The organism is Limibacterium fermenti, assembly GCF_041902845.1.
Taxonomy (GTDB): domain Bacteria; phylum Bacteroidota; class Bacteroidia; order Bacteroidales; family Dysgonomonadaceae; genus Limibacterium; species Limibacterium fermenti.
On sequence record NZ_CP159486.1, the window covers coordinates 2,563,347 to 2,583,275 of the forward strand.

15 protein-coding genes are annotated in these 19,929 nt (G+C 39.0%); 13 read left to right on the top strand and 2 right to left on the bottom strand.

Annotation, left to right across the window (positions count from 1 at the left end; translation table 11 throughout):
• Window positions 1-99 precede the first annotated feature (99 nt).
• The 12 genes from ABNK31_RS11345 (at window position 100) to ABNK31_RS11400 (ending at window position 16,008) form a co-directional block, all read left to right on the top strand.
• Window positions 100-666 (top strand): RNA polymerase sigma-70 factor, encoded by a 567-nt coding sequence (locus tag ABNK31_RS11345; RefSeq protein ID WP_418895396.1) that lies wholly within the window; start codon window positions 100-102, stop codon window positions 664-666.
• 200 nt (window positions 667-866) lie between these two features.
• Window positions 867-1,841, top strand: a complete 975-nt coding sequence (locus ABNK31_RS11350) for a FecR family protein (protein ID WP_418892632.1) — start codon at window positions 867-869, stop codon at window positions 1,839-1,841.
• Window positions 1,842-2,013: 172 nt separating this feature from the next.
• Window positions 2,014-5,619 carry a SusC/RagA family TonB-linked outer membrane protein gene (locus tag ABNK31_RS11355; RefSeq protein ID WP_418892633.1) on the top strand — a complete coding sequence of 1,202 codons (3,606 nt, stop codon included), beginning with the start codon at window positions 2,014-2,016 and terminating at the stop codon, window positions 5,617-5,619.
• A 20-nt stretch (window positions 5,620-5,639) separates the two neighbouring features.
• Window positions 5,640-7,379: a RagB/SusD family nutrient uptake outer membrane protein gene (locus ABNK31_RS11360; RefSeq protein ID WP_418895397.1), complete on the top strand. Its 1,740-nt coding sequence runs from the start codon at window positions 5,640-5,642 to the stop codon at window positions 7,377-7,379.
• 94 nt (window positions 7,380-7,473) lie between these two features.
• Window positions 7,474-8,943: a Gfo/Idh/MocA family protein gene (locus ABNK31_RS11365; protein WP_418892634.1), complete on the top strand. Its 1,470-nt coding sequence runs from the start codon at window positions 7,474-7,476 to the stop codon at window positions 8,941-8,943.
• A gap of 36 nt (window positions 8,944-8,979) precedes the next feature.
• A complete protein-coding gene (locus ABNK31_RS11370) occupies window positions 8,980-9,810 on the top strand; it encodes an ROK family protein (protein WP_418892635.1) in 831 nt (276 codons plus the stop codon).
• Between the two features lie 83 nt (window positions 9,811-9,893).
• Window positions 9,894-10,769 (top strand): PIG-L deacetylase family protein, encoded by an 876-nt coding sequence (locus ABNK31_RS11375; protein WP_418892636.1) that lies wholly within the window; start codon window positions 9,894-9,896, stop codon window positions 10,767-10,769.
• Between the two features lie 126 nt (window positions 10,770-10,895).
• Complete coding sequence (locus tag ABNK31_RS11380) at window positions 10,896-12,119, top strand: 3-keto-disaccharide hydrolase (protein WP_418895398.1); 1,224 nt, start codon at window positions 10,896-10,898, stop codon at window positions 12,117-12,119.
• A 39-nt stretch (window positions 12,120-12,158) separates the two neighbouring features.
• Complete coding sequence (locus ABNK31_RS11385) at window positions 12,159-12,911, top strand: hypothetical protein (protein ID WP_418892637.1); 753 nt, start codon at window positions 12,159-12,161, stop codon at window positions 12,909-12,911.
• A 7-nt stretch (window positions 12,912-12,918) separates the two neighbouring features.
• Window positions 12,919-14,631 (top strand): leucine-rich repeat domain-containing protein, encoded by a 1,713-nt coding sequence (locus ABNK31_RS11390; protein WP_418892638.1) that lies wholly within the window; start codon window positions 12,919-12,921, stop codon window positions 14,629-14,631.
• A 131-nt stretch (window positions 14,632-14,762) separates the two neighbouring features.
• Entirely contained in the window at window positions 14,763-15,500 is a 738-nt protein-coding gene (locus ABNK31_RS11395) for a carbohydrate-binding family 9-like protein (RefSeq protein WP_418892639.1), read from the top strand.
• Window positions 15,501-15,537: 37 nt separating this feature from the next.
• Entirely contained in the window at window positions 15,538-16,008 is a 471-nt protein-coding gene (locus tag ABNK31_RS11400; RefSeq protein WP_418892640.1) for a hypothetical protein, read from the top strand.
• Window positions 16,009-16,170: 162 nt separating this feature from the next.
• Here ABNK31_RS11400 and ABNK31_RS11405 read toward each other — a convergent pair whose 3' ends face one another.
• Window positions 16,171-16,332 (bottom strand): Arc family DNA-binding protein, encoded by a 162-nt coding sequence (locus ABNK31_RS11405; RefSeq protein WP_418892641.1) that lies wholly within the window; start codon window positions 16,330-16,332, stop codon window positions 16,171-16,173.
• 99 nt (window positions 16,333-16,431) lie between these two features.
• A complete protein-coding gene (locus ABNK31_RS11410; RefSeq protein WP_418892642.1) occupies window positions 16,432-17,376 on the bottom strand; it encodes an SPFH domain-containing protein in 945 nt (314 codons plus the stop codon).
• A 262-nt stretch (window positions 17,377-17,638) separates the two neighbouring features.
• Here ABNK31_RS11410 and ABNK31_RS11415 point away from each other — a divergent pair, with 262 nt between their 5' ends.
• The gene (locus ABNK31_RS11415; protein WP_418892643.1) at window positions 17,639-19,765 is read left to right on the top strand and encodes a M3 family metallopeptidase; all 2,127 of its coding nucleotides are present in this window, start codon (window positions 17,639-17,641) and stop codon (window positions 19,763-19,765) included.
• Window positions 19,766-19,929 lie beyond the last annotated feature (164 nt).

The following is a 19,929-nucleotide window of genomic DNA, read 5'->3' on the forward strand; positions in this document are numbered from 1 at the left end:
ACATCACTCCATTTATAATTTTTTGTCATTAAATATCTTTGAATGGTATTTTTTGTACCTTTGCCTCACGAGTTTGTGAAAAGTGCAAATAAACAGTCCATGGACAACGAGTTGGATTATAAGATCGAATTTGAAAAAGTTTATTGTTCCTATTATTCAAGAATGAAACGCTTTGCGCAAGAATACGTCCTTCACGAAGAAGATGCGGAGAATATCGTGCAAGACGTCTTTCTCGAATTATGGGAACACAAGGAAGTCCTTTCTACCTACGTTTATTCGTCGGGATTCTTATTCACCTCGGTCAAAAACCGTTGCATTGACTTTCTTCGCCGAAAAACCCGTTCGCTAAAAATCTCCTCTGAGCTCCAAGAAGAATATGCTTACACCCTTCAGATGAAACTACAGTCATTGGAAGCTTTTGAAGAGGAACTGTTTTCGAAACCGGATATAGAAGCAATCATCACGAATGCAGTCAATAACCTTCCCGATAAATGCCGGGAGATTTTCATTATGAATAAATTCCAGGGGAAAAAACAGCGAATCATTGCCGAGGAACTCGACATTTCCATTCACACGGTCGAAAGCCAGATGGCGATTGCTTACAAAAAACTCAAAGAAGATTTAAAAGATTTAGCGCCACTTTTTTTGTTCCTTTTTAGTATATAATATTTTGCCAATCCCCTTGTCTCCTGTCTAAGACTATCGGCGTTAGCCATTATCGCGCGCAGCGTTTGTCGCCGAAGGCATTATCGGGCGAATCTTCACGCTCTTCCGGTTTCTCTGTATGACTTTATTTTCATTTTTTTCTAAATTCTTTTAGCGGATTTTTCCAGTTCGTTCGTTTTATGAATATCAAAGATTAAAAAATGGAGGATCGAATACTAAAATATGTCCTTGGAGAACTCAATACTTCCGAAAAAGCGGCATTGAGAAAACAACTTGAAGCGGATAAGTCGTTGAAAGAAGAATTTATCCGTATACAAAACACCTATGCACTCACGCTGTTATCGGAACAGGCTATCAATAAACAAGAAGGACAAAAGCATTTCGATTGTTTCCTGCAACAGCTCAAACACCAGAAAAGACGAAGGATCATCAAGACAACATTACAATATGCGGCCATTGTTGCCCTTCTTATTGCGTCGACTGTTTTGGCAACACTTCATTTCTCAACTTCCGAAACACCTCCGCTAGCAATGAATAGCTTGCATGTCCCTGCCGGACAACGAGCCCAACTCACCTTAAGTGACGGCACGGTTGTTTGGCTTAATGCACAGTCGACCTTCACTTATCCCTCCCAATTCAAAAACAACAGCCGCGAAGTAAAAGTGATAGGAGAAGCATTTTTCGATGTCGCCAAGGATGCGAAGAAGCCTTTCATTGTTTCGTCTCAAAATATAAAAATGGAAGTATTGGGAACGCAATTCAACGTCTACAGTTATCCCGAAAATGAGTACATACAAACCGACTTGGTAGAAGGATCACTCAAGATCGTACAAAGAGACAACGAGAAAAATACAACGATATTGAAACCGAATGAACAGATGATCATTCGGGATGGGAAAATGCATGTAAATGATATAACTGATTATGAGCATTTTCTTTGGAAAGAGGGGATTTATTGTTTTCAGAATGAACGGCTGATCGACATCCTAAAAAAACTCGAACTATATTATGATGTGGAAATCATCGTGAAAGATCCGGGAATCTTTAATGTTCGCTACACCGGAAAATTCCGTCAACGGGATGGTATCGATGAAATCCTGCGCATTATCCGGAAAGTGAAACCGTTTAAAATAAATAGAGACATCGAAAATAACAGAATCACCATAACAAAGTGACGGTAGAATAAGCAACCGATTAAAATATAATGTAGAACCCTTTAAAACATATTGCCTATGGTCAATGAAGAATAAGAGCAAAATCAAAAGAGCGATAAGCGCTGCCACGCCTATCGCCCGAAAAGCAAACACTCAGTATAGTATAGTATTTACTTAAAACAGTTACAAATATATGAAAATAAAATTTCTAATATCGCCTTTTCATTCAGAAAAAGACGCATTTAAACATTTACTTAGAATAATGAAAGTCGCTTTAATTTTTTTATTTATAGTATCCTTTCAGTTGGCGGCGAACAGTACAAAAGCACAAGATGCTGTTATAGAATTACAGAACAGCCAAATAACCGTCGGTCAATTGATCAACGAAATTGAAAAGCAAACGGACTACTTAGTCGTTTACAGTAATCGGGAATTAGATACATCACGGAAAATAAATCTAAAACACAAATCCGACAAAGTATCGAATTATCTCCGACAAGCACTTCATGATACCGATATGGGATATGATTTTGAGAATAACTACATCGTCCTTTCAAAGAAAGCTTCTCAAAATGCAACTACCATTGCCCAGTTAATGGGGCCGTCCCAACAACGAAATAGAACAATATCGGGCAGAGTAACCGATGAAAAGGGTGTCCCGGTTGTAGGGGCTAATATCATGGAGAAGGGCAAAATAAATGGTACGATAACGGATATAGACGGAAGTTTTACGCTACGAGTTGAAGATAATACCACACTCCAAATTTCGTATATCGGATATCTCACACAAAACATTAATACTGCAGAAAAAACGACGTTTAATATTATTCTGCAAGAAGATACAAAAGCGTTGGAAGAGCTAGTGGTAGTGGGGTATGGTACAAAAGCAAAAAAAGACATTACAGGATCAGTAGCTGTAATTGACACAAAAGCGCTATTAAAAACAACAGGTTCATCTGCCACACAGTTGCTACAGGGTAAATCGCCGGGTATATATATCGGACAGACCGGATCCCCTGGATCAGCAACGAATGTGCGTATTCGTGGTTTTAATACGATTAACAACAATGGGCCATTGTATGTAATTGACGGCGTTTCCACAACAAGCCAAAATTTAAGTAGCCTGAATCCCAATGACATAGAGTCGATGCAAGTTTTGAAAGATGCTTCGGCATCCGCTATTTATGGCGCACAAGCTGCAAATGGCGTTATTATCATCACAACCAAACAGGGTAACCGTTCCGGTAAAACTACCATATCCTACGATTCGTATTATGGAGTTCAAAAAGCAGTGAATAAATGGGATTTAATGAACTCTGAAGAAAGGTTGGCTTATGAATGGGAGGGTAAGCTAAATCAGTTAAGGTTGAGAGGTAACACAACTGACTGGCCCAGTAATCCACAATTTGGAACAGGCCCTGAACCTAAAATACCGAATTATCTGACGTACTCAGGAGCTGGAGGAAGGCAGGATCTTGATCCCAATGATTACTCTTTCCCTGATAACATTATGTACGAGTTTTCCGATACCGACTGGTGGGCAGAAGCAAACCGTTTGGCTCCAATACAAAACCATCAATTCTCGGTATCTGGAGGCAATGACCGTGGACAATATTTGGTAGGTTTGAACTATTTCGATCAACAAGGCACATTAATTCATACATATTACAAACGTTATCAAACTCGTATTAATGCTACCTTCGATATAAAAAACTGGCTACGTATCGGTGAAAATCTGCAATTCTCTTTATCAAAAGCTAATGGACAACAAGACGACACCGGTGATGCATCTTATTATTCAGGGCTTTATCGCACTAGTCCTTGGTTACCGGTAAAAGATATAGGCGGAAATTGGAGTGGATCGGAAACCGCCGGAATTGGAGGATCGGACAATAGAGTAGCCTTATTAACAGAAAGAAAAGATAACTTCGAACAAAATACGCGGTTATTTGGAAATGTGTGGGCCGAAATTGATTTCCTACCAAAAAAAGAATTGACTTTTCGCACCAGTTTTGGATTTGATTACACCACCGGTTGGGCTTATGCTATGAGTAAATCAATGCCTGAACTAGGATATCATGTACAAAATTATTTCGATGAAAGTACAAGTTTCAATACCCGATATGTATGGACAAATACATTGACTTATGATAAAACGTTCAATAAAGTTCATGACCTGAATGTCATCTTGGGGACGGAAGCGATTCGCGATGGTATAGGTAGAGGAATGAGTGGTCGCCGATACAATTATCTCTTTGAAGATAATGTGAATACATGGACTCTTGGAATGGGCGAAAATAATCTCCAACGAACTAACAATTCTTTCTATAATGGAGAGTTTGCCTTGTTCGGAACTTTTGCTCGGGCCGATTATGATTATGCTGACAAATATCTTTTAACAGCAATCGTTCGCAGAGATGGAACATCTCGCTTTTCTAAAAAGTATAGATATGGAATATTCCCTTCCGGATCAGTAGGATGGCGTATATCGGAAGAGGAATTTATGGCTGATTCAAAAGGTTGGCTCGACGACATGAAGTTCCGTGTCGGTTATGGGCTTGTAGGAAATTCCGAAATACCTCGTTCGACTAACTTCGCTAATCTTTTCACAACTGATCCTCAGTGGACAAATTACGATTTAAGTGGAGCCAATTCGACATCTGATTTGGGATATCGCTTAAATTCAATAGGGAATCCCGACACCCGATGGGAAACCATCAAAATGTTAAACGTAGGATTGGATGCAACGTTTGGGGGAAATCGTTTCAATACAACTTTGGAATACTATCATAAAAGGACTTCCGACATGCTCATTGGAGCTGCTTATTCTTCTTTAGCGGGTAGTGTCAGTGCTCCCTATGAGAACTATGGTAGTATGAAAAATTATGGATGGGACTTCATGTTCAACTACAATGACAAAGTCGGCGATTTTGCATGGGACATTAGCTTGAATCTTTCGACTTATAAAAACAAAGTGCTTAGCCTATCTTCCGAATCAGCTGAATACGCTCTATGGGGAGACGCTTATAGACTCAATAATTCAACGAACAAAACGATGGCAGGCTATCCTGTTGCCGAATTTTTCGGATATGATCTGATTGGTTTTTACGAAGATGAACAGGATGTATTAAACTCTCCTACACCTTATGGAGCTTCGTCCCAACAAATAAAAGATAATCCTATGGCTTATGTCGGAAAATTCAAAATAGCCGATCATAATGATGATGGAAAAATAACCGCTTCTGACAGAATTTATTATGGCAGTCCACATCCCGACTTGATTGGCAGTATAAATGCCAGCTTGACATGGAAGAATTTTGACTTTACCATGTTTTGGTATTCAGTATTAGGAAATGAGATTATGAATACGACAAAGGTCTTCACTGACTGGCATATGCATAATGGGAACCGTTCCAGAAGAATTATAGGAACACATTGGAAATTGGGTGCTGATAATTCAAATGCAAAGCTACCTATTTTGGATTATGGAGATAATTGGACAGGAACAATTCCTACTCAATATTTTTTGGAAGACGGCTCTTTCTTAAAAATGAAAAATATTGTGATTGGATATTCTTTCCCTAAAAGCTTATTAAAAAAGGCTACAATATCAAACTTGCGTTTATATGTACAGGCTGAAAATTTACTCACAATTACAAATTATACAGGATTAGATCCGGAGATTACAAATAGAGACACAGGCAGCACAGGTGCAGGTACCGATCTTACTAGAGGAGTCGACACCGGAGGTTGGCCAACTACAATGCGTTTTCTCTTCGGAGTAAACTTTGAATTTTAAATTTATAACAGATGGAAAAGATGAAACTAAAAATTATAACGATCTCATTCATTCTTTCAACAGCAATTTTGCTTATTTCTTGCGGAGAAGAATTTTTGTATAGGGCTCCTCAAGGAAGTATTGATCAGGAATCATTAGCAAATGAACAAGGAATTGAGCTTCTGGTAACGGGTGCTTATGCTTGTCTTACTACGCCTAATTGGGGAGCCGGCCCTTTTAACTGGATTTATGGCAGTATTTATGGGGGAGACGCCAATAAGGGCTCCTCTCCTTCCGATCAGCCTGCGATAAACGATTTTGAAACATATAATGCTCTACCTTCAAACAGCTATCTAACTCAAAAATTCAGTTGGGTTTATCGAGGAGTCAGACATGCAAATACAACTCTACAAACGATAGCTATGGCAAAGAATACGCCTGAAGAGTTTTTAAAGAACAAAAGTGGAGAGGCATATTTCTTAAGAGCCTACTTTTATTTTGAAGGAATTAAAGTGTTTGGACCTTATCTTCCATGGTTAGACGAAACCATGGAAGACCCAGACCCGAAAGTCTACAATGATATAGATATATACACTAAAGTATTGGCTGACGCCGATAAGGCTATACAAAATCTGAAAGATATACAAGATTCCCCGGGAAGAACAAATAGTTGGGCTGCGAAAGCATTGAAAGCAAAAATATTAATGCAACAAGGAAATTTTACAGCGGCAAAACCGATATTAAAAGACGTTATCGACAATGGGCATACAGCAAAAGGTGTGAAGTATGGGTTGGAAGATGATATGAATGCCAATTGGGATAGTTTTCGCGAGAATGGAAAAGAAGCAATCTTTTCCGTTCAGTATAGCTATGAGCGAAACAATGCTAATTTTGAAATGGCATTAGCTCACCCCAGCGGCAGTGGCCCCGGCGGATGTTGCGGTTTTTTCCAGCCATCCAACGAATTGGCTAATTCATATAAAGTTGATGCTAACGGATTGCCGTTTCTTGATAATTCTTATAGAAATGCACCTTATGTAACGGAAAGAAATCCAATAGGAGAACCCTATATTTCTATCAATAACGATATGCCTGTAGATCCGCGCATCGATTTCGCGATTGGCCGCTTTGGAATACCTTACAAAGATTGGGGAATACCGGAAGTCAGTTGGGCTCGGAATATTGAAAATGGAGGTTTTTTCATGCCAAAAAAACATGTTTTTAGTAAAGCTGAAAAAGATGCTAATCTGGCAGGGGATATTAATGAGGATGTAGGCACGGGCTCTTCTATGAATGTACAGATACTGAACTTAAGAGATATTATACTTCTCTATGCCGAAAGTTTGGCCTACGATGGAGAATTATCGGAAGCTATGGAAATGGTGAATAAAATACGCGAAAGAGCCGGAAAAAAGGATAATATTATCAGACTCGAAAACGGAGAACCTGCGGCAAACTATAGTATCTCCACCTACCCCACCTCACACGTGGCTTATAGTAATAAAGAAGAGTGTATAAAAGCTGTCCGAATGGAGCGAAAGCTTGAACTGGCGATGGAAGGCCAGCGTTGGTTTGACTTAGTACGTTATGGGGGAGACTATATGAGTGCGGCAATCAGTGAATATATTAATTTTGAGAAAACGTTTATAAATAAGTTTACTATGGCAGCAAATCTTCCGGCTACCAATACAATATTCCCTATACCGGAAGGAGAAATCCAAACAATTGGAGTTGATGAAAACGGTAAGCCATATCTTGAGCAAAATGATCCTTGGAGATAGTGGCCTTTTATTAAAATAATTCTTTAATAAGGGAGAGAATTTCTCTCTCCCTTATCGGAAGCTTTAAAACATTTAAATTTTAACGATATAAAACATGTCATCAAAAATATCCAGAAGAAAATTTATTCATGCAGGAGCTACTGCTGCGGCAGGCTTAACAGTAATACCTTCAAAGGTATTAGGTAAAAGCATGGGATACACTGCTCCCAGCGACAAACTGAATATAGCAGGTGTAGGCGTTGGAGGAAGAGGTTTCTCTGTACTGAGACACATGGAAAGTCAAAATATTGTTGCTCTCGCCGATGTGGATTGGAAATACAGTAAACCCACTTTTGATTACTTTCCTAAAGCAAAAAGATATTACGATTATCGTAAAATGTACGATGATATGGGGAAAACCATCGATGCCGTAATGGTTGCCACCTCCGATCATACACATGCGATTATAGCAGCCGATGCAATTACAATGAATAAACATGTATATGTGGAAAAGCCATTAACTCATAGTGTTTACGAATCGCGCCTGCTAACAAATTTAGCGAAAAAGTATAAAGTTGCGACACAAATGGGAAACGGAGGGGCTTCTTCTCCGGGACTTCGACAAATTATCGATTGGATATGGGATGGTCAAATTGGTGAAGTCCGAAAAGTGGAAGCTTTCACCGATAGACCTTTCTGGCCGCAAGGGCTATCACGTCCAAGCGAAGCGGAAAGAATACCCCAAACGATGGATTGGAATCTGTTTATAGGTCCCGCCCATAGGAGATCGTACCATAGTATTTATACTCCCTGGAATTGGCGTGGATGGTGGGATTTCGGTACAGGGGCTCTAGGCGATATGGCTTGTCATATTCTGTTCCCTGTTTTCAGGGCGCTGAACCTTCGGTATCCGTCAAAAGTACAAGGTTCTTCTACTATGTTAATGTCCGAGAGTTGTCCTACAGCACAAATGATCAAATATGTTTTTCCACCTCGAGACAATATGCCGAAAGTGGTTATGCCGGAAGTCGAGATCAATTGGTATGATGGCGGATTAACGCCATTCCGGCCCAAAGGGATGATTAACGGTAAAGCGTTGAACGTAGAAGGTGGAGGTGTTATTTTCTATGGTTCAAAGGATACTTTGATTTGTGGTAGCTCTGGTGCTGAACCCTATCTGTTATCAGGTAGAACTCCCTCCTCTCCAAAAACACAACGCGAAGTGACACTCTCCCATCAAATGGATTGGGTGCGGGCGTGTCATCAGAGCCCTGACAACCGTGTGGAAGCGGCTTCTGATTTCTCTATTGCCGGGCCGATGAATGAAATGGTAGTCATGGGAGTGTTAGCCGTACGCCTGCAGGGATTGAACCATGAATTGGCATGGGATGGGGAAAATATGAAATTCACTAATATCCCGGCTGATGCAACTATCAGTACGGTTGTAAAAGACGGCTTTAAGATCAGTGAAGGACATCCAACATTCGACAAAATATGGACCGAGCCGGAAAATGCTCAACTGTTCGCACAGGAATTAATCAAACATACTTATCACAACGACTGGAAACTACCGGATATGCCTTAGACAGATTTCTTATTCGATTAAAAAATAATAAAGAATATGAAGCATATAATAGGAATAGATTTAGGAGGAACGACCATCAAAGGTGGTGTAATCGAAAGTAAGAATTTAATCAAACAAATTGTACAGAATACCGAAGCTAATAAAGGAGGTGAAACGACCTTAAATCATTTAAAGGAAGTGATTCGAAAGTTGAGAACAGCAGAAACCAAAGCGGTAGGTATAGGTGTACCCAGTGTCGTCGACAGCGAACGAGGCATTGTATATCATGTGCAAAATATTAGGGATTGGGAAGAGATTCATTTGAAATCAATTCTCGAAAAAGAATTTGATATGCCCGTGTTTATCAATAACGACGCCAATTGCTTTGCTATGGGAGAACGTATCTACGGGTTAGGACAAAATTTTGAAAACTTTGTAGGCATTACTTTAGGAACCGGAGTGGGTGGAGGAATCATCCAAAAGGGAAAATTGCTTTCCGACATGAATTGTGGCTCGGGTGAATATGGAGAAATGCCTTATCTGGACGGTATATTGGAGGACTATTGCGGAAGTTTCTTCTTTACAAAGAAGAATAGTAACGGCTACGATATAATGCAGAGAGCTGAGAAAGACGATAACAAAGCGATCGAAATCTTCGATGAATACTCGAAACATATGGCAATACTGGTAAAAATGATCGTCCTATCTGTAGATCCCCAAGCCATTATTTTCGGAGGAGCTATTTCTAACTCATTTCATTTATTCGAAAAAAAAATGTACGACAACTTGACCGATTTCCCTTTTCCAAACTCTATTCGTAATCTCAAAATACTGAAATCAAAATTGCAAAATATTGGCATATTAGGAGCTTCGGCTCTCTGTTATTGAGCTTATATTAATAAGTTTATTGATTTAATATTTCACGATTACAATAGCTACAAACGAAATAAAAACAACAAAATAAAATTAGTATGACAACGTATATAAAATATTTAACTATTCTTGCTTTTTTAGCATTTCCCATAACTTTTTCTTTTAGTCAAGAAAAGAAAATCAACGTAATTGTCATTGGAGCGCATCCGGACGATGCGGACGGCACAGCCGGCGGCACCGCTATTAAATTGGCGAAACGGGGACACAATGTGCTTTTCGTATCGCTTACCAATGGTGATGCAGGACACCAAACCAGCGGAGGCGGTGCGCTCGCCGTAAGACGACGCGCAGAAGCTGCAGAAGCGGGAAGAAGATTTGGGGTTACCTATAAAGTGCTGGAAAATCACGATGGGGAATTACTTGCAACGCTCGATGTACGTAAAGACGTCATCAGGCTTATCAGGCAATGGGATGCTGATGTTGTAATTGGTCACAGACCTTATGATTATCATCCCGATCACCGGAACGCCGCCATCCTAGTACAGGATGCCGCTTATTTGGTGATTGTACCGAATGTGGTTTCAGAGACCCCTCCGTTAAGGAAAAACCCTGTTTTTCTGTACGCTCAAGATAGTTTCCAAAAACCTTATCCTTTCAAACCTGATATAGCAATTGATATATCTGATGTTTTCGACCGGAAAGTATATGCCATGTCTTCTCACGAATCTCAATATTTTGAATGGCTTCCATGGACCGAATTAGAAGAAGTTCCGAAAGGTGAAAAGGAGAAGATGGAATGGTTCCATGCAAACCGAAAAAGACCAATCACTCCTGCTGTTAGAGAGTCCCTTATAAAGTGGTATGGGGAAGAAAGAGCGAATATGGTCACGGATGCGGAAGCGTTTGAGATTTGCGAATATGGTCATCAACCTACGGAGGAAGAGATTAAAGAATTATTCCCCATGTTAAAATAGATATTGGGGATTGAAGCAAAACATCTAACTACCTGCAAGGTAGTCTGTAAATTCAGGTTTTATGTTTAATCAAAATAAAAAATGAAATTAAGAATACTTTTTATTATCGCAATAATATTGACGCCTATGTGTTTTTCATGCCAACACAACGGGCAACACAATACATTAACAGAGAAAGAAATAGCTGAAGGATGGATACTCCTGTTTGATGGTAACACTTTGAATGGCTGGAGAGACTATAACGGAGAATATCTGACCATTCCATGGTTTGTGAAAGATGGCACGATACAAGCAAAAGGTACCGGTGCTGACGAACACGGATATATTGTAACTGATAGGATTTTTGAAAACTTTGAACTGATGTGGGACTGGAAAATAGCGGAAAAAGGCAACAGTGGAGTGCTGTATCACGTAGTAGAAGGCCCCGGTTTCAATGTGCCTTATGTAACAGGGCCGGAGTATCAGTTGATAGACAATGCCGGTTGTGAAGCGCTTGAAGATTGGCAGGTAACCGCAGCCGATTACGCCATGTCCCCCCCCAACCCGGAAAATCTTATCATTAGCCCTCCGGGAAAATGGAACACCTCTAAAATTATTTTTGATAACGGACATGTAGAACATTGGCTGAATGGAAAAAAAGTTATAGAATTTGAAGCATGGTCTGATGATTGGTATAAACGTAGAAATAGTGGGAAGTGGAAAGAAGCTCCAGAGTACGGTTTAGCTAGAAAAGGGGTGTTATGTCTGCAGGATCATGGCTCAGCCGCTTGGTTCCGAAATTTAAAAATCAGAGAATTACCGAATAAGCCGAAAGAGGTTGTGTTGTTCAACGGAAAAGACCTCCATGGTTGGGAAATGTATGGAACTGAAAAATGGTACGTTCAAAATGAAACTATCATATGTGAAAGTGGTCCCGATAAAGAATATGGCTATCTGGCAACACGCGAATATTATGACAATTTTGACCTTACACTTGAATTCAAGCAGGAAGCGGATGGAAATTCGGGAGTGTTCTTTAGAACACATGTCGAACCTGGACCAACAACCTACGGATGGCAGGTAGAAATCGCACCTAAAGGAATGGATACAGGAGGAATATACGAGTCTAACGGAAGAGGATGGCTAATTCAAATATCCGACGAAAAGGAATCTATTTTGAAGGAGAACGAGTGGAATAGTATGCGTATCCTTGTTCAGGGCGACAATGTAAAAACATGGCTCAATGGCGAAATGATGGTCGATTATTCAGATGAAAAAATAGAAAAAAAACAAGGCCGTATTGCTTTACAGATACATGATGGCGGAGGTATAAAAGTTTTATGGAGAAATCTGAAATTACATACATTATAATTGTTTTATTTGTAGTCAATTATTTATACATAAAAATGCATGAAAAAAATTAAATTCAATTCTTCGATAAGCAACCTGATACTCTTTTTATTCCTATTCGTATCTTGCATTAGCGGTGGACAAACCAACAGGGAAAAGACAAATACGGAACAAAATGAAGAAAATGAATGGAAAACGAACTTAGCATCCGATTCTGTGAGTTGGGCCGAAAACTGGATAGATGACTCTTCAAGAACGGATTCAACTCAATATAAATATGAAAACGGGAGTCTGCGTTTCTGGACAGAAGCGGAAAGCAGACAAAGGCCCAAAATAACATATAAAAATCGAGATTTTACTACAGGACAATATTTTTGGAGGGTATATATTCCGAAAATGGGAATGTATGAAAGAGCAAGTGTCGGTGCATTCTTGTACCATGACGGTGACCACGAACTGGATTTCGAGATAGGATCGGGAAGAAAAGAAGTACGGGAATCAGTCAACGCGCAAGACGATGAAGTGGTAATGTATCTCACTTCACAAGAATTCCCTGCACATCAGTCCATTCATCCTATCAAGACAGAACAATGGTACGATCTATCAATGAAGCTCACCGAAACTGATGATACGAAATATTTTTTAGAATGGTTTGTGAATGGTGACCTAATTGATTCAGTAAAATTGGAATATGGTTCGGAAGTGCAATTTGGCATCCATTGCAGCCTCGAAAATATTCAGTTTATGGGCGATATGTACGCTACCCAAGATCACTATTGCTTGTTTAAGTCCGTTGGATTGAAGAAATTATAAATACATTATGAAAAACTTTAAAATGTCATTTATCAGAATTTTTGCAATTATTTTTACGGTAATATCTATATCTTGTAGCAAGCAACCGTATGAGTATAAACACCCGGATATTGATAAAAATCCAAATCCTGAAAGTAGGATTACTAAATACCCCACAGATTTTCTTCCATACATAGGTAAGATAAACTGGGTGGGAAATTTAGCATCTGACGCTGAAAGTTGGACCGAAAACTGGATAGACGATTCTTCAGGAACAACTTCAATTCAGTATAAATTTGAAAATGGGAGCCTTCGTTTCTGGACTGAAAAAGGGAGTAAGCAACGTCCTAAAGTAATGCACAAAAACCGTAAAATTTTTACAACCGGCGAATATAAATGGAAAGTCTATATCCCGAAAATGGGAATGTATGAAAAAGTAAGTGTGGGAGCATTTCTATACCACGACGGTGACCATGAATTAGATTTCGAAATAGGGTCCGGAACAAAAAAGAATCGAGAGAAATATCAAGCTCTTGATGATGAGGTTTTAATGTATCTGACATCACAAGAATTTCCTTCACATCAATTTATCCATCCCATTAAAACCGAAGCATGGTATGATCTTACCATCAGGCTCACAGAAACAGAAGACAAAAAATATTATTTAGAATGGCTGGTAAACGGTTATTTGGTGGATGCTGTGAAATTAGAGTATGGTAAGGAAATACCTTTCGGCATTCACTGTAGTCTTGAAAATCTGGAATTCATGGGGGATTCCTATAGCTCAAGAGAACACTATGCTTTGTTTGAAAAAATGGGCTTTGAATCTTTCGACTCATCCTACGAAGAACCATTAGGATCCAAAACAACTATTATTACCTCAAAGCAGATTGGCGAAGAAATAAATATAAGGGTCGATGCTGAGGAATCCGAACAGCATGCTTGTTGGATAGATTTGAATAATAATCGCATAAAGGATTCTAACGAGAGTATTACAAAATTCGGCGATAATACAAGCTATACAATCGGCAACCAAGAGTTTACCATTTATGGAATAATAACGAGACTGGATTGTATGGATAATCAACTTACCGCATTAGATGTAGGCGAACAAACGGCATTATTCTGGTTAGATTGCGGTGGAAATGAAATTAGGACTCTGGATCTGAGTAAAAATTCAGAATTAATACGACTCCGTATTGACGGCAATTCTCTTACAGGATTGGATCTGTCCCTGAATAGTAAACTAGAATACCTATCGTGTGAGGGTGGTTTTAGTGCAGAAGTTACGACATTGGATGTGAATCAAAATACAAAGTTAGAATTCATGGATGTTTCAGAAAACCGACTGACCACACTAAACGTGAACAGTAATACCAAACTTACTTTTTTAAATTGCAATAGCAATGCCCTTACCGGAGCATTAAACGTAAGCAATAACACAGAAAGTTTGGAAGAATTACGCTGTGCGAACAACCAACTTACAGAACTGAATATCAGCAATAAAAACTCAAATCTCAAAAAGCTAAGGTGCGATAACAATCAAATTAACGGCGTTAATATGACCAATTTGGTTAACTTACTCCCCCCACGTAGTGGGCGCGACGGAGAATTATTTATTATCAATACGGCGAGTGAGAATGAGGGAAACATGGCTACTGCGAAAGATGTAAGTGCAGCTAAAAACAAAGGATGGAAAGTACTTGACCGGAATGGGAACATTGAATATCCCGGCTCCTAAGCAGATTATATAGAAAAGTGTACAGTATGGACAATAACTTTAATTTTGAATGATAAATTCGACGACAAATTATCTATAGATTAACGTGTCCTTCTGTACACTAATCCATAAATTGATTAACATTAAAACACATGATTAATAAGATTAATTTTTTGAATATTCTTTTCATTGTCATTTTTATATCTTATATAAGCGCTAGTAATATTAAAGAGAATGGAAATAATGTCCACTATGTAAATAAATCAGATGATTTTAGTATTACAGGTGAAGGTAATAATAAAAATTGGGAAAAAGCCGAATGGATTGAACTTACTAAACGTAAACAATTTGAAAAAACGCCCTTAAGGACAACCGTAAAAATGTTGTATTCTAAAACAGGACTTTACTTCCTTTTCAATTGTCAGGATAATAAATTAACATCCTCAATGAATGCGGATTTTATGGAATTATGGAATGAAGATGTAGTGGAAGTTTTCCTTTGGCCAGACGAAAACTATCCGGTATATTTCGAATATGAACTCTCACCCCTGAACTACGAATTACCCATTATGGTAGCCAACATAGATGGTGAGCTATTAAGATGGCAGCCCTTTTACTACGAATCCAATAGGCGCACAAGACATAAAACAAATATCATAAATGGTAAAAAGGAACCGCATGCATTTATTGAAGGATGGACAGCGGAGTTTTTTATTCCTTATACGCTTTTGATGCCTCTTAATAATGTTCCGCCTCGGAAAGGAGAAAAGTGGAGAGCAAATTTCTATCGTATGGATTATGATCACCCAGAATCAATCAGTTGGTTATGGCAGTTGACAAAAGTAAATTTCCACGATTATAAAAACTTTGGCACGATTATTTTCAACTAATTAATCTTGTATTTAAACACATAATAATGATAACTATATGATAAAAACAATACTCTTATTTATTGTATCTCTTTTCTTAATCTGTGGATGTAACAGCTATTCAGATAATTTACCCTTTACTTATAAATATAGCATAGAAAGTATGGGCAATTTTAAAGTAAATTTTGAGCTAAACTCAGATTCAACCTATAAAATATCACAATTTAATTACTTTTTTGATAGGCTAGAGGGACGAAAAAGGGCTTTTCTTAAGGACGGAAAATTAACCAAACAGGAATTTATCACATTCCAAACTTTAATATCCGCCAGCAAAATAGAAAGATTGAAAGATACTTATGGTTTCGAAGATGCGGCATCAGAAAGAGAAATTATTTTTATGATCGAACTGATTCGAAACGGAAAATCCAAATATGTATCGATAAATAGCCATACCAGCAATAAATTTCCAAAACATTTTCCAGACCTTATAAAACATACCAATGAATTTATTAGTGAAAAGATAAACTAAAACTACGATTTACTCGCGAACGAGAAAAATATCCGATTAAATGAAACTTGAAAATAACATATACAAAAATCAAGCCCTGATGCCAGAGATAATAGAAGACCCACCCGAGCAGAAACCGAAACTCACTCTTGAATTCTAACCCTTATCAATTTTCGACATTATTTATTTCATCCGATTATTTTTTTTAAGCATCTCGTTCAGCATCCATTGAATTTGGCCATTAACGCTGCGGAACTCATCGGATGCCCATTTTTCAATGGCGTCCATCGTCTCCGAGTCGACACGTAATGCAAAATTCTTTGTTGTCTTTTCTTTCTTAGCCATTTATATCTCCTAAACAATCATTCCAACCCTTTATACACTATCCGAACTTCTTTTCTGAAGGAATTTGCATGAAGCTCTTCTTTATATTATAAATACCGACTATTGATAAAGAGTCCCCGTATTTAAAACCGGCTGCGCAGATTCATCGGCACAGAGCACGACCAGTAAATTACTTACCATTGCCGCCTTTTTATCGGCATCCAACGCAACAATATCCTCATCTTCAATCCTATCGAGTGCCATTTTCACCATGGTAACAGCCCCTTCCACAATTTTTTCGCGTGCCGATATAATGGCTTCAGCTTGTTGGCGACGAAGCATCACCGCGGCTATTTCGGGTGCATAGGCTAAATAATTGATCCGCGCCTCCAGCACTTCGATACCGGCCATTTCCAACCGGTTATTGAGTTCTGTCAATAAATCTTCATTTATTTCTTCCCCTCCCGATCGAAGCGTCACTTCATTATCGGCGACCACATTATTGTCATACGCATAATGACCGGCTACCTGCCTTAATGCGGCATCGCTTTGCACGGCCACGAAATCCTCGAATGCATCCATTTTGCTGGCTACAGAAGAAGACTCTGCGGTTCCCTGCTTACCGGGACCCGATGAAGCCATTGTCTGCGCATCTATTTCGAACATGGCTTTATAGGTATCTTTCAGTCTCCAAACCAACACTAAGCCGATCAATACAGGATTCCCCACCTTATCATTTACTTTTATGGGTGCTCCATTCAGGTTTCGCGCCCTCATCGACAGCTTTTTCTTGGTCATAAATGGATTTATCCAGAAAAATCCGGTCTCCTTAAACACGCCTTTATATTTTCCGAAGAAAATCATAACAATCGCTTCATTCGGCTCTAACTTGACGAACCCGAATAAGCAAATCAACCACAAAACAGATAATAAAATACCGGTTATAATACCCGGGGTACTTAAAAAGAAGCTTCCCACCGTTATTCCCAATAACAGAAACAAAACAAAGAGCATCAAAAAACCATTTGCTCTAAAACCTTTGAAACTAAATTCTTTTGCAGTCATAACAAAAAATCGTATTAATATTATTTTGATATCACAAATATATAATCTCTTTCCACATTAGCCAAATAAACAAACACGTTTTAATATCTTTTAATATGATTATGCGACTCCGGGAATTACTTTAGGTTCCTTTTTATTCATTTTCCGCTATTTAAGGTGCCGGATATAAGGCAAAAATGCTATCTTTGTCAATTATTTAAGTGATGGAAGAATAGTTTAATTCCATATAGAGCAATTATTTAATTCATTATTTATATTTTAGATGAAAAGAACAATATTAATCGCATTAGCAGCTATGACATTATTTGCATGCAATAATCCGACAAAGAAAGGGACTTCACCGACCAGTGAACCCGGAACAATTTTCTACACCGACTATGATACTCCTTATGCTACGCCTCCTTTTGAGAAAATTACGGAAAACGATTACCGTCCGGCATTTGCATTCGGCATAGAACAACAATCGAAAGAAATAGACTCCATCGCCAATAATTCGGATGCTCCGACATTCGAAAATACGATTGTCGCTCTCGACAACAGCGGAAGCATTCTCGACCGGGTATCGGCCGTTTTTTTCGCATTAGAAGGAGCCGAGAGAACGGATACCATCGAACAGATCGCTTTGGAAATTTCGCCTGAACTGACGGAACATAACGATAATATTTATCTAAACCAATCTCTTTTCAATCGTATCCAAACGTTACACAATCAGGCTGACAGTCTCGGATTAACAACCGAACAGCATCAATTGCTCGACAAGTATTACAAGCGTTTTGTGCGTTCGGGTATCGCCCTTGATGAAACGGCAAAAGCGCGACTTCGCGAAATCAATAAAGAGCTATCTTCTTTAACATTGAAATTCGGAAACAACGTAGTAAAAGAAACAAATAATTACCAATTGGTTATCGACAATGAAAAAGACCTCTCCGGATTGCCGCAAGCCGTCATCGCGACCGCCGCAGAAACAGCCAAAGACAAAGGACTGGAGGGTAAATGGGTTTTCACGCTGCAAAAAACCAGTTGGTTACCCTTCTTACAATATGCCGATAACCGGAACCTTCGCGAACAGTTATATAGAGCAATGTATACTCGCGGCGACAACGACAATGAATTTGATAATAAGCAAATCATCAATAAAATTATCAATCTCCGTATCGAAAAAGCTCACTTAATGGGTTATGACTCTTTTGCTGATTTCTCTTTGGAAGAAACAATGGCTAAAACACCTAAAGCCGTTTATGATTTACTGAATACTATTTGGAAGCATGCTTTGCCTCAAGCTAAAAAAGAAGCGGCTGAATTACAAACCCTGATTGACAAAGAAGGCGGCAATTTCAAACTGCAATCGTGGGACTGGTGGTATTATACCGAAAAGTTACGCAACGAAAAATATGCGCTGAATGAAGCGGAAATAAAGCCTTATTTCAAGATGGAGAATGTTCGCGAAGGAGTGTTTACCGTAGCCAACAAGCTCTATGGATTAAATTTTAAAAAGCTGGATAACATCAATGTATATCACCCCGAAGTAGAGACTTATGAAGTAACCGACGCCGACGGCTCACATCTGGCGGTTTTTTACACCGATTATTTTCCTCGCGCGAGTAAAAGTGTAGGCGCATGGATGGGTAGCATCCGTGACCAATCGAACGTTAATGGAGAGAATATCCGTCCGCTGGTGTACAATGTAGGCAATTTCACACGGCCGACCAACGATACGCCTTCGCTGCTTACGCTCGATGAAGTGGAAACGATGTTTCATGAGTTCGGTCATGCTCTTCATGGAATGTTATCCGATGTTCATTATAAAGGATTATCCGGAACCAGCGTTTATCGCGATTTCGTAGAACTGCCTTCGCAAGTTCTGGAACATTGGGCTTTCCATCCGGAGGTACTTAAACTCTATGCGAAACATTATGAAACCGGTGAAATCATTCCGGACTCGCTCATTGAAAAAATGAATGCCGCAGCCAATTTCAACCAAGGCTTCACGACGACCGAATTGGTGGCTGCCGCCTTGCTCGATATGGATTGGCATACGCAAAAAGAACTGAAAAAGTATGACGTCCGTAAGTTCGAGAAAGAAGCGATGCAAACAATCGGTTTGATTGACGAAATCATTCCCCGTTACCGGAGTACTTACTTCAATCATATTTTCAGCGGAGGCTACTCGGCGGGCTATTATAGCTATCTATGGTCGGAAGTATTGGATGCCGACGCATTCCAACCTTTTCTGGAAAAAGGCATATTCGATGCGGAAACCGCCGCTTCTTTCCGGGCGAACATTTTGTCGAAAGGTGGAAGCGACGATCCCATGAAACTTTATATTCAATATAGAGGTTCCGAGCCCAATGCCGTTTATTTATTAAAGAACAGAGGCTTTGTAAAATAATTCATTTGCGAAAGGGCAGAATCATCCGATTAAAAAATAATCGGATGATTTTGCTCTTAAAAAGATAAAAAAGGTGTATATTTGCAACCTCAAAATAAAGGGCATGGATAATGCCTTTATTTTTGGGAAGATATCTTTTAAGATCCTAATCAAGAAACAATTTG

Excerpts from the sequence above, each read along its gene's own strand:
- ABNK31_RS11410 (WP_418892642.1), bottom strand. The coding sequence starts at position 17,376 with ATGACTGCAAAAGAATTTAGTTTCAAAGGTTTTAGAGCAAATGGTTTT.
- ABNK31_RS11395 (WP_418892639.1), top strand. The coding sequence starts at position 14,763 with ATGATTAATAAGATTAATTTTTTGAATATTCTTTTCATTGTCATTTTT.
- ABNK31_RS11390 (WP_418892638.1), top strand. The coding sequence starts at position 12,919 with ATGAAAAACTTTAAAATGTCATTTATCAGAATTTTTGCAATTATTTTT.
- ABNK31_RS11365 (WP_418892634.1), top strand. The coding sequence starts at position 7,474 with ATGTCATCAAAAATATCCAGAAGAAAATTTATTCATGCAGGAGCTACT.
- ABNK31_RS11380 (WP_418895398.1), top strand. The coding sequence starts at position 10,896 with ATGTGTTTTTCATGCCAACACAACGGGCAACACAATACATTAACAGAG.
- ABNK31_RS11375 (WP_418892636.1), top strand. The coding sequence starts at position 9,894 with ATGACAACGTATATAAAATATTTAACTATTCTTGCTTTTTTAGCATTT.
- ABNK31_RS11350 (WP_418892632.1), top strand. The coding sequence starts at position 867 with ATGGAGGATCGAATACTAAAATATGTCCTTGGAGAACTCAATACTTCC.
- ABNK31_RS11400 (WP_418892640.1), top strand. The coding sequence starts at position 15,538 with ATGATAAAAACAATACTCTTATTTATTGTATCTCTTTTCTTAATCTGT.
- ABNK31_RS11345 (WP_418895396.1), top strand. The coding sequence starts at position 100 with ATGGACAACGAGTTGGATTATAAGATCGAATTTGAAAAAGTTTATTGT.
- ABNK31_RS11385 (WP_418892637.1), top strand. The coding sequence starts at position 12,159 with ATGAAAAAAATTAAATTCAATTCTTCGATAAGCAACCTGATACTCTTT.
- ABNK31_RS11415 (WP_418892643.1), top strand. The coding sequence starts at position 17,639 with ATGAAAAGAACAATATTAATCGCATTAGCAGCTATGACATTATTTGCA.
- ABNK31_RS11405 (WP_418892641.1), bottom strand. The coding sequence starts at position 16,332 with ATGGCTAAGAAAGAAAAGACAACAAAGAATTTTGCATTACGTGTCGAC.
- ABNK31_RS11355 (WP_418892633.1), top strand. The coding sequence starts at position 2,014 with ATGAAAATAAAATTTCTAATATCGCCTTTTCATTCAGAAAAAGACGCA.
- ABNK31_RS11360 (WP_418895397.1), top strand. The coding sequence starts at position 5,640 with ATGAAACTAAAAATTATAACGATCTCATTCATTCTTTCAACAGCAATT.
- ABNK31_RS11370 (WP_418892635.1), top strand. The coding sequence starts at position 8,980 with ATGAAGCATATAATAGGAATAGATTTAGGAGGAACGACCATCAAAGGT.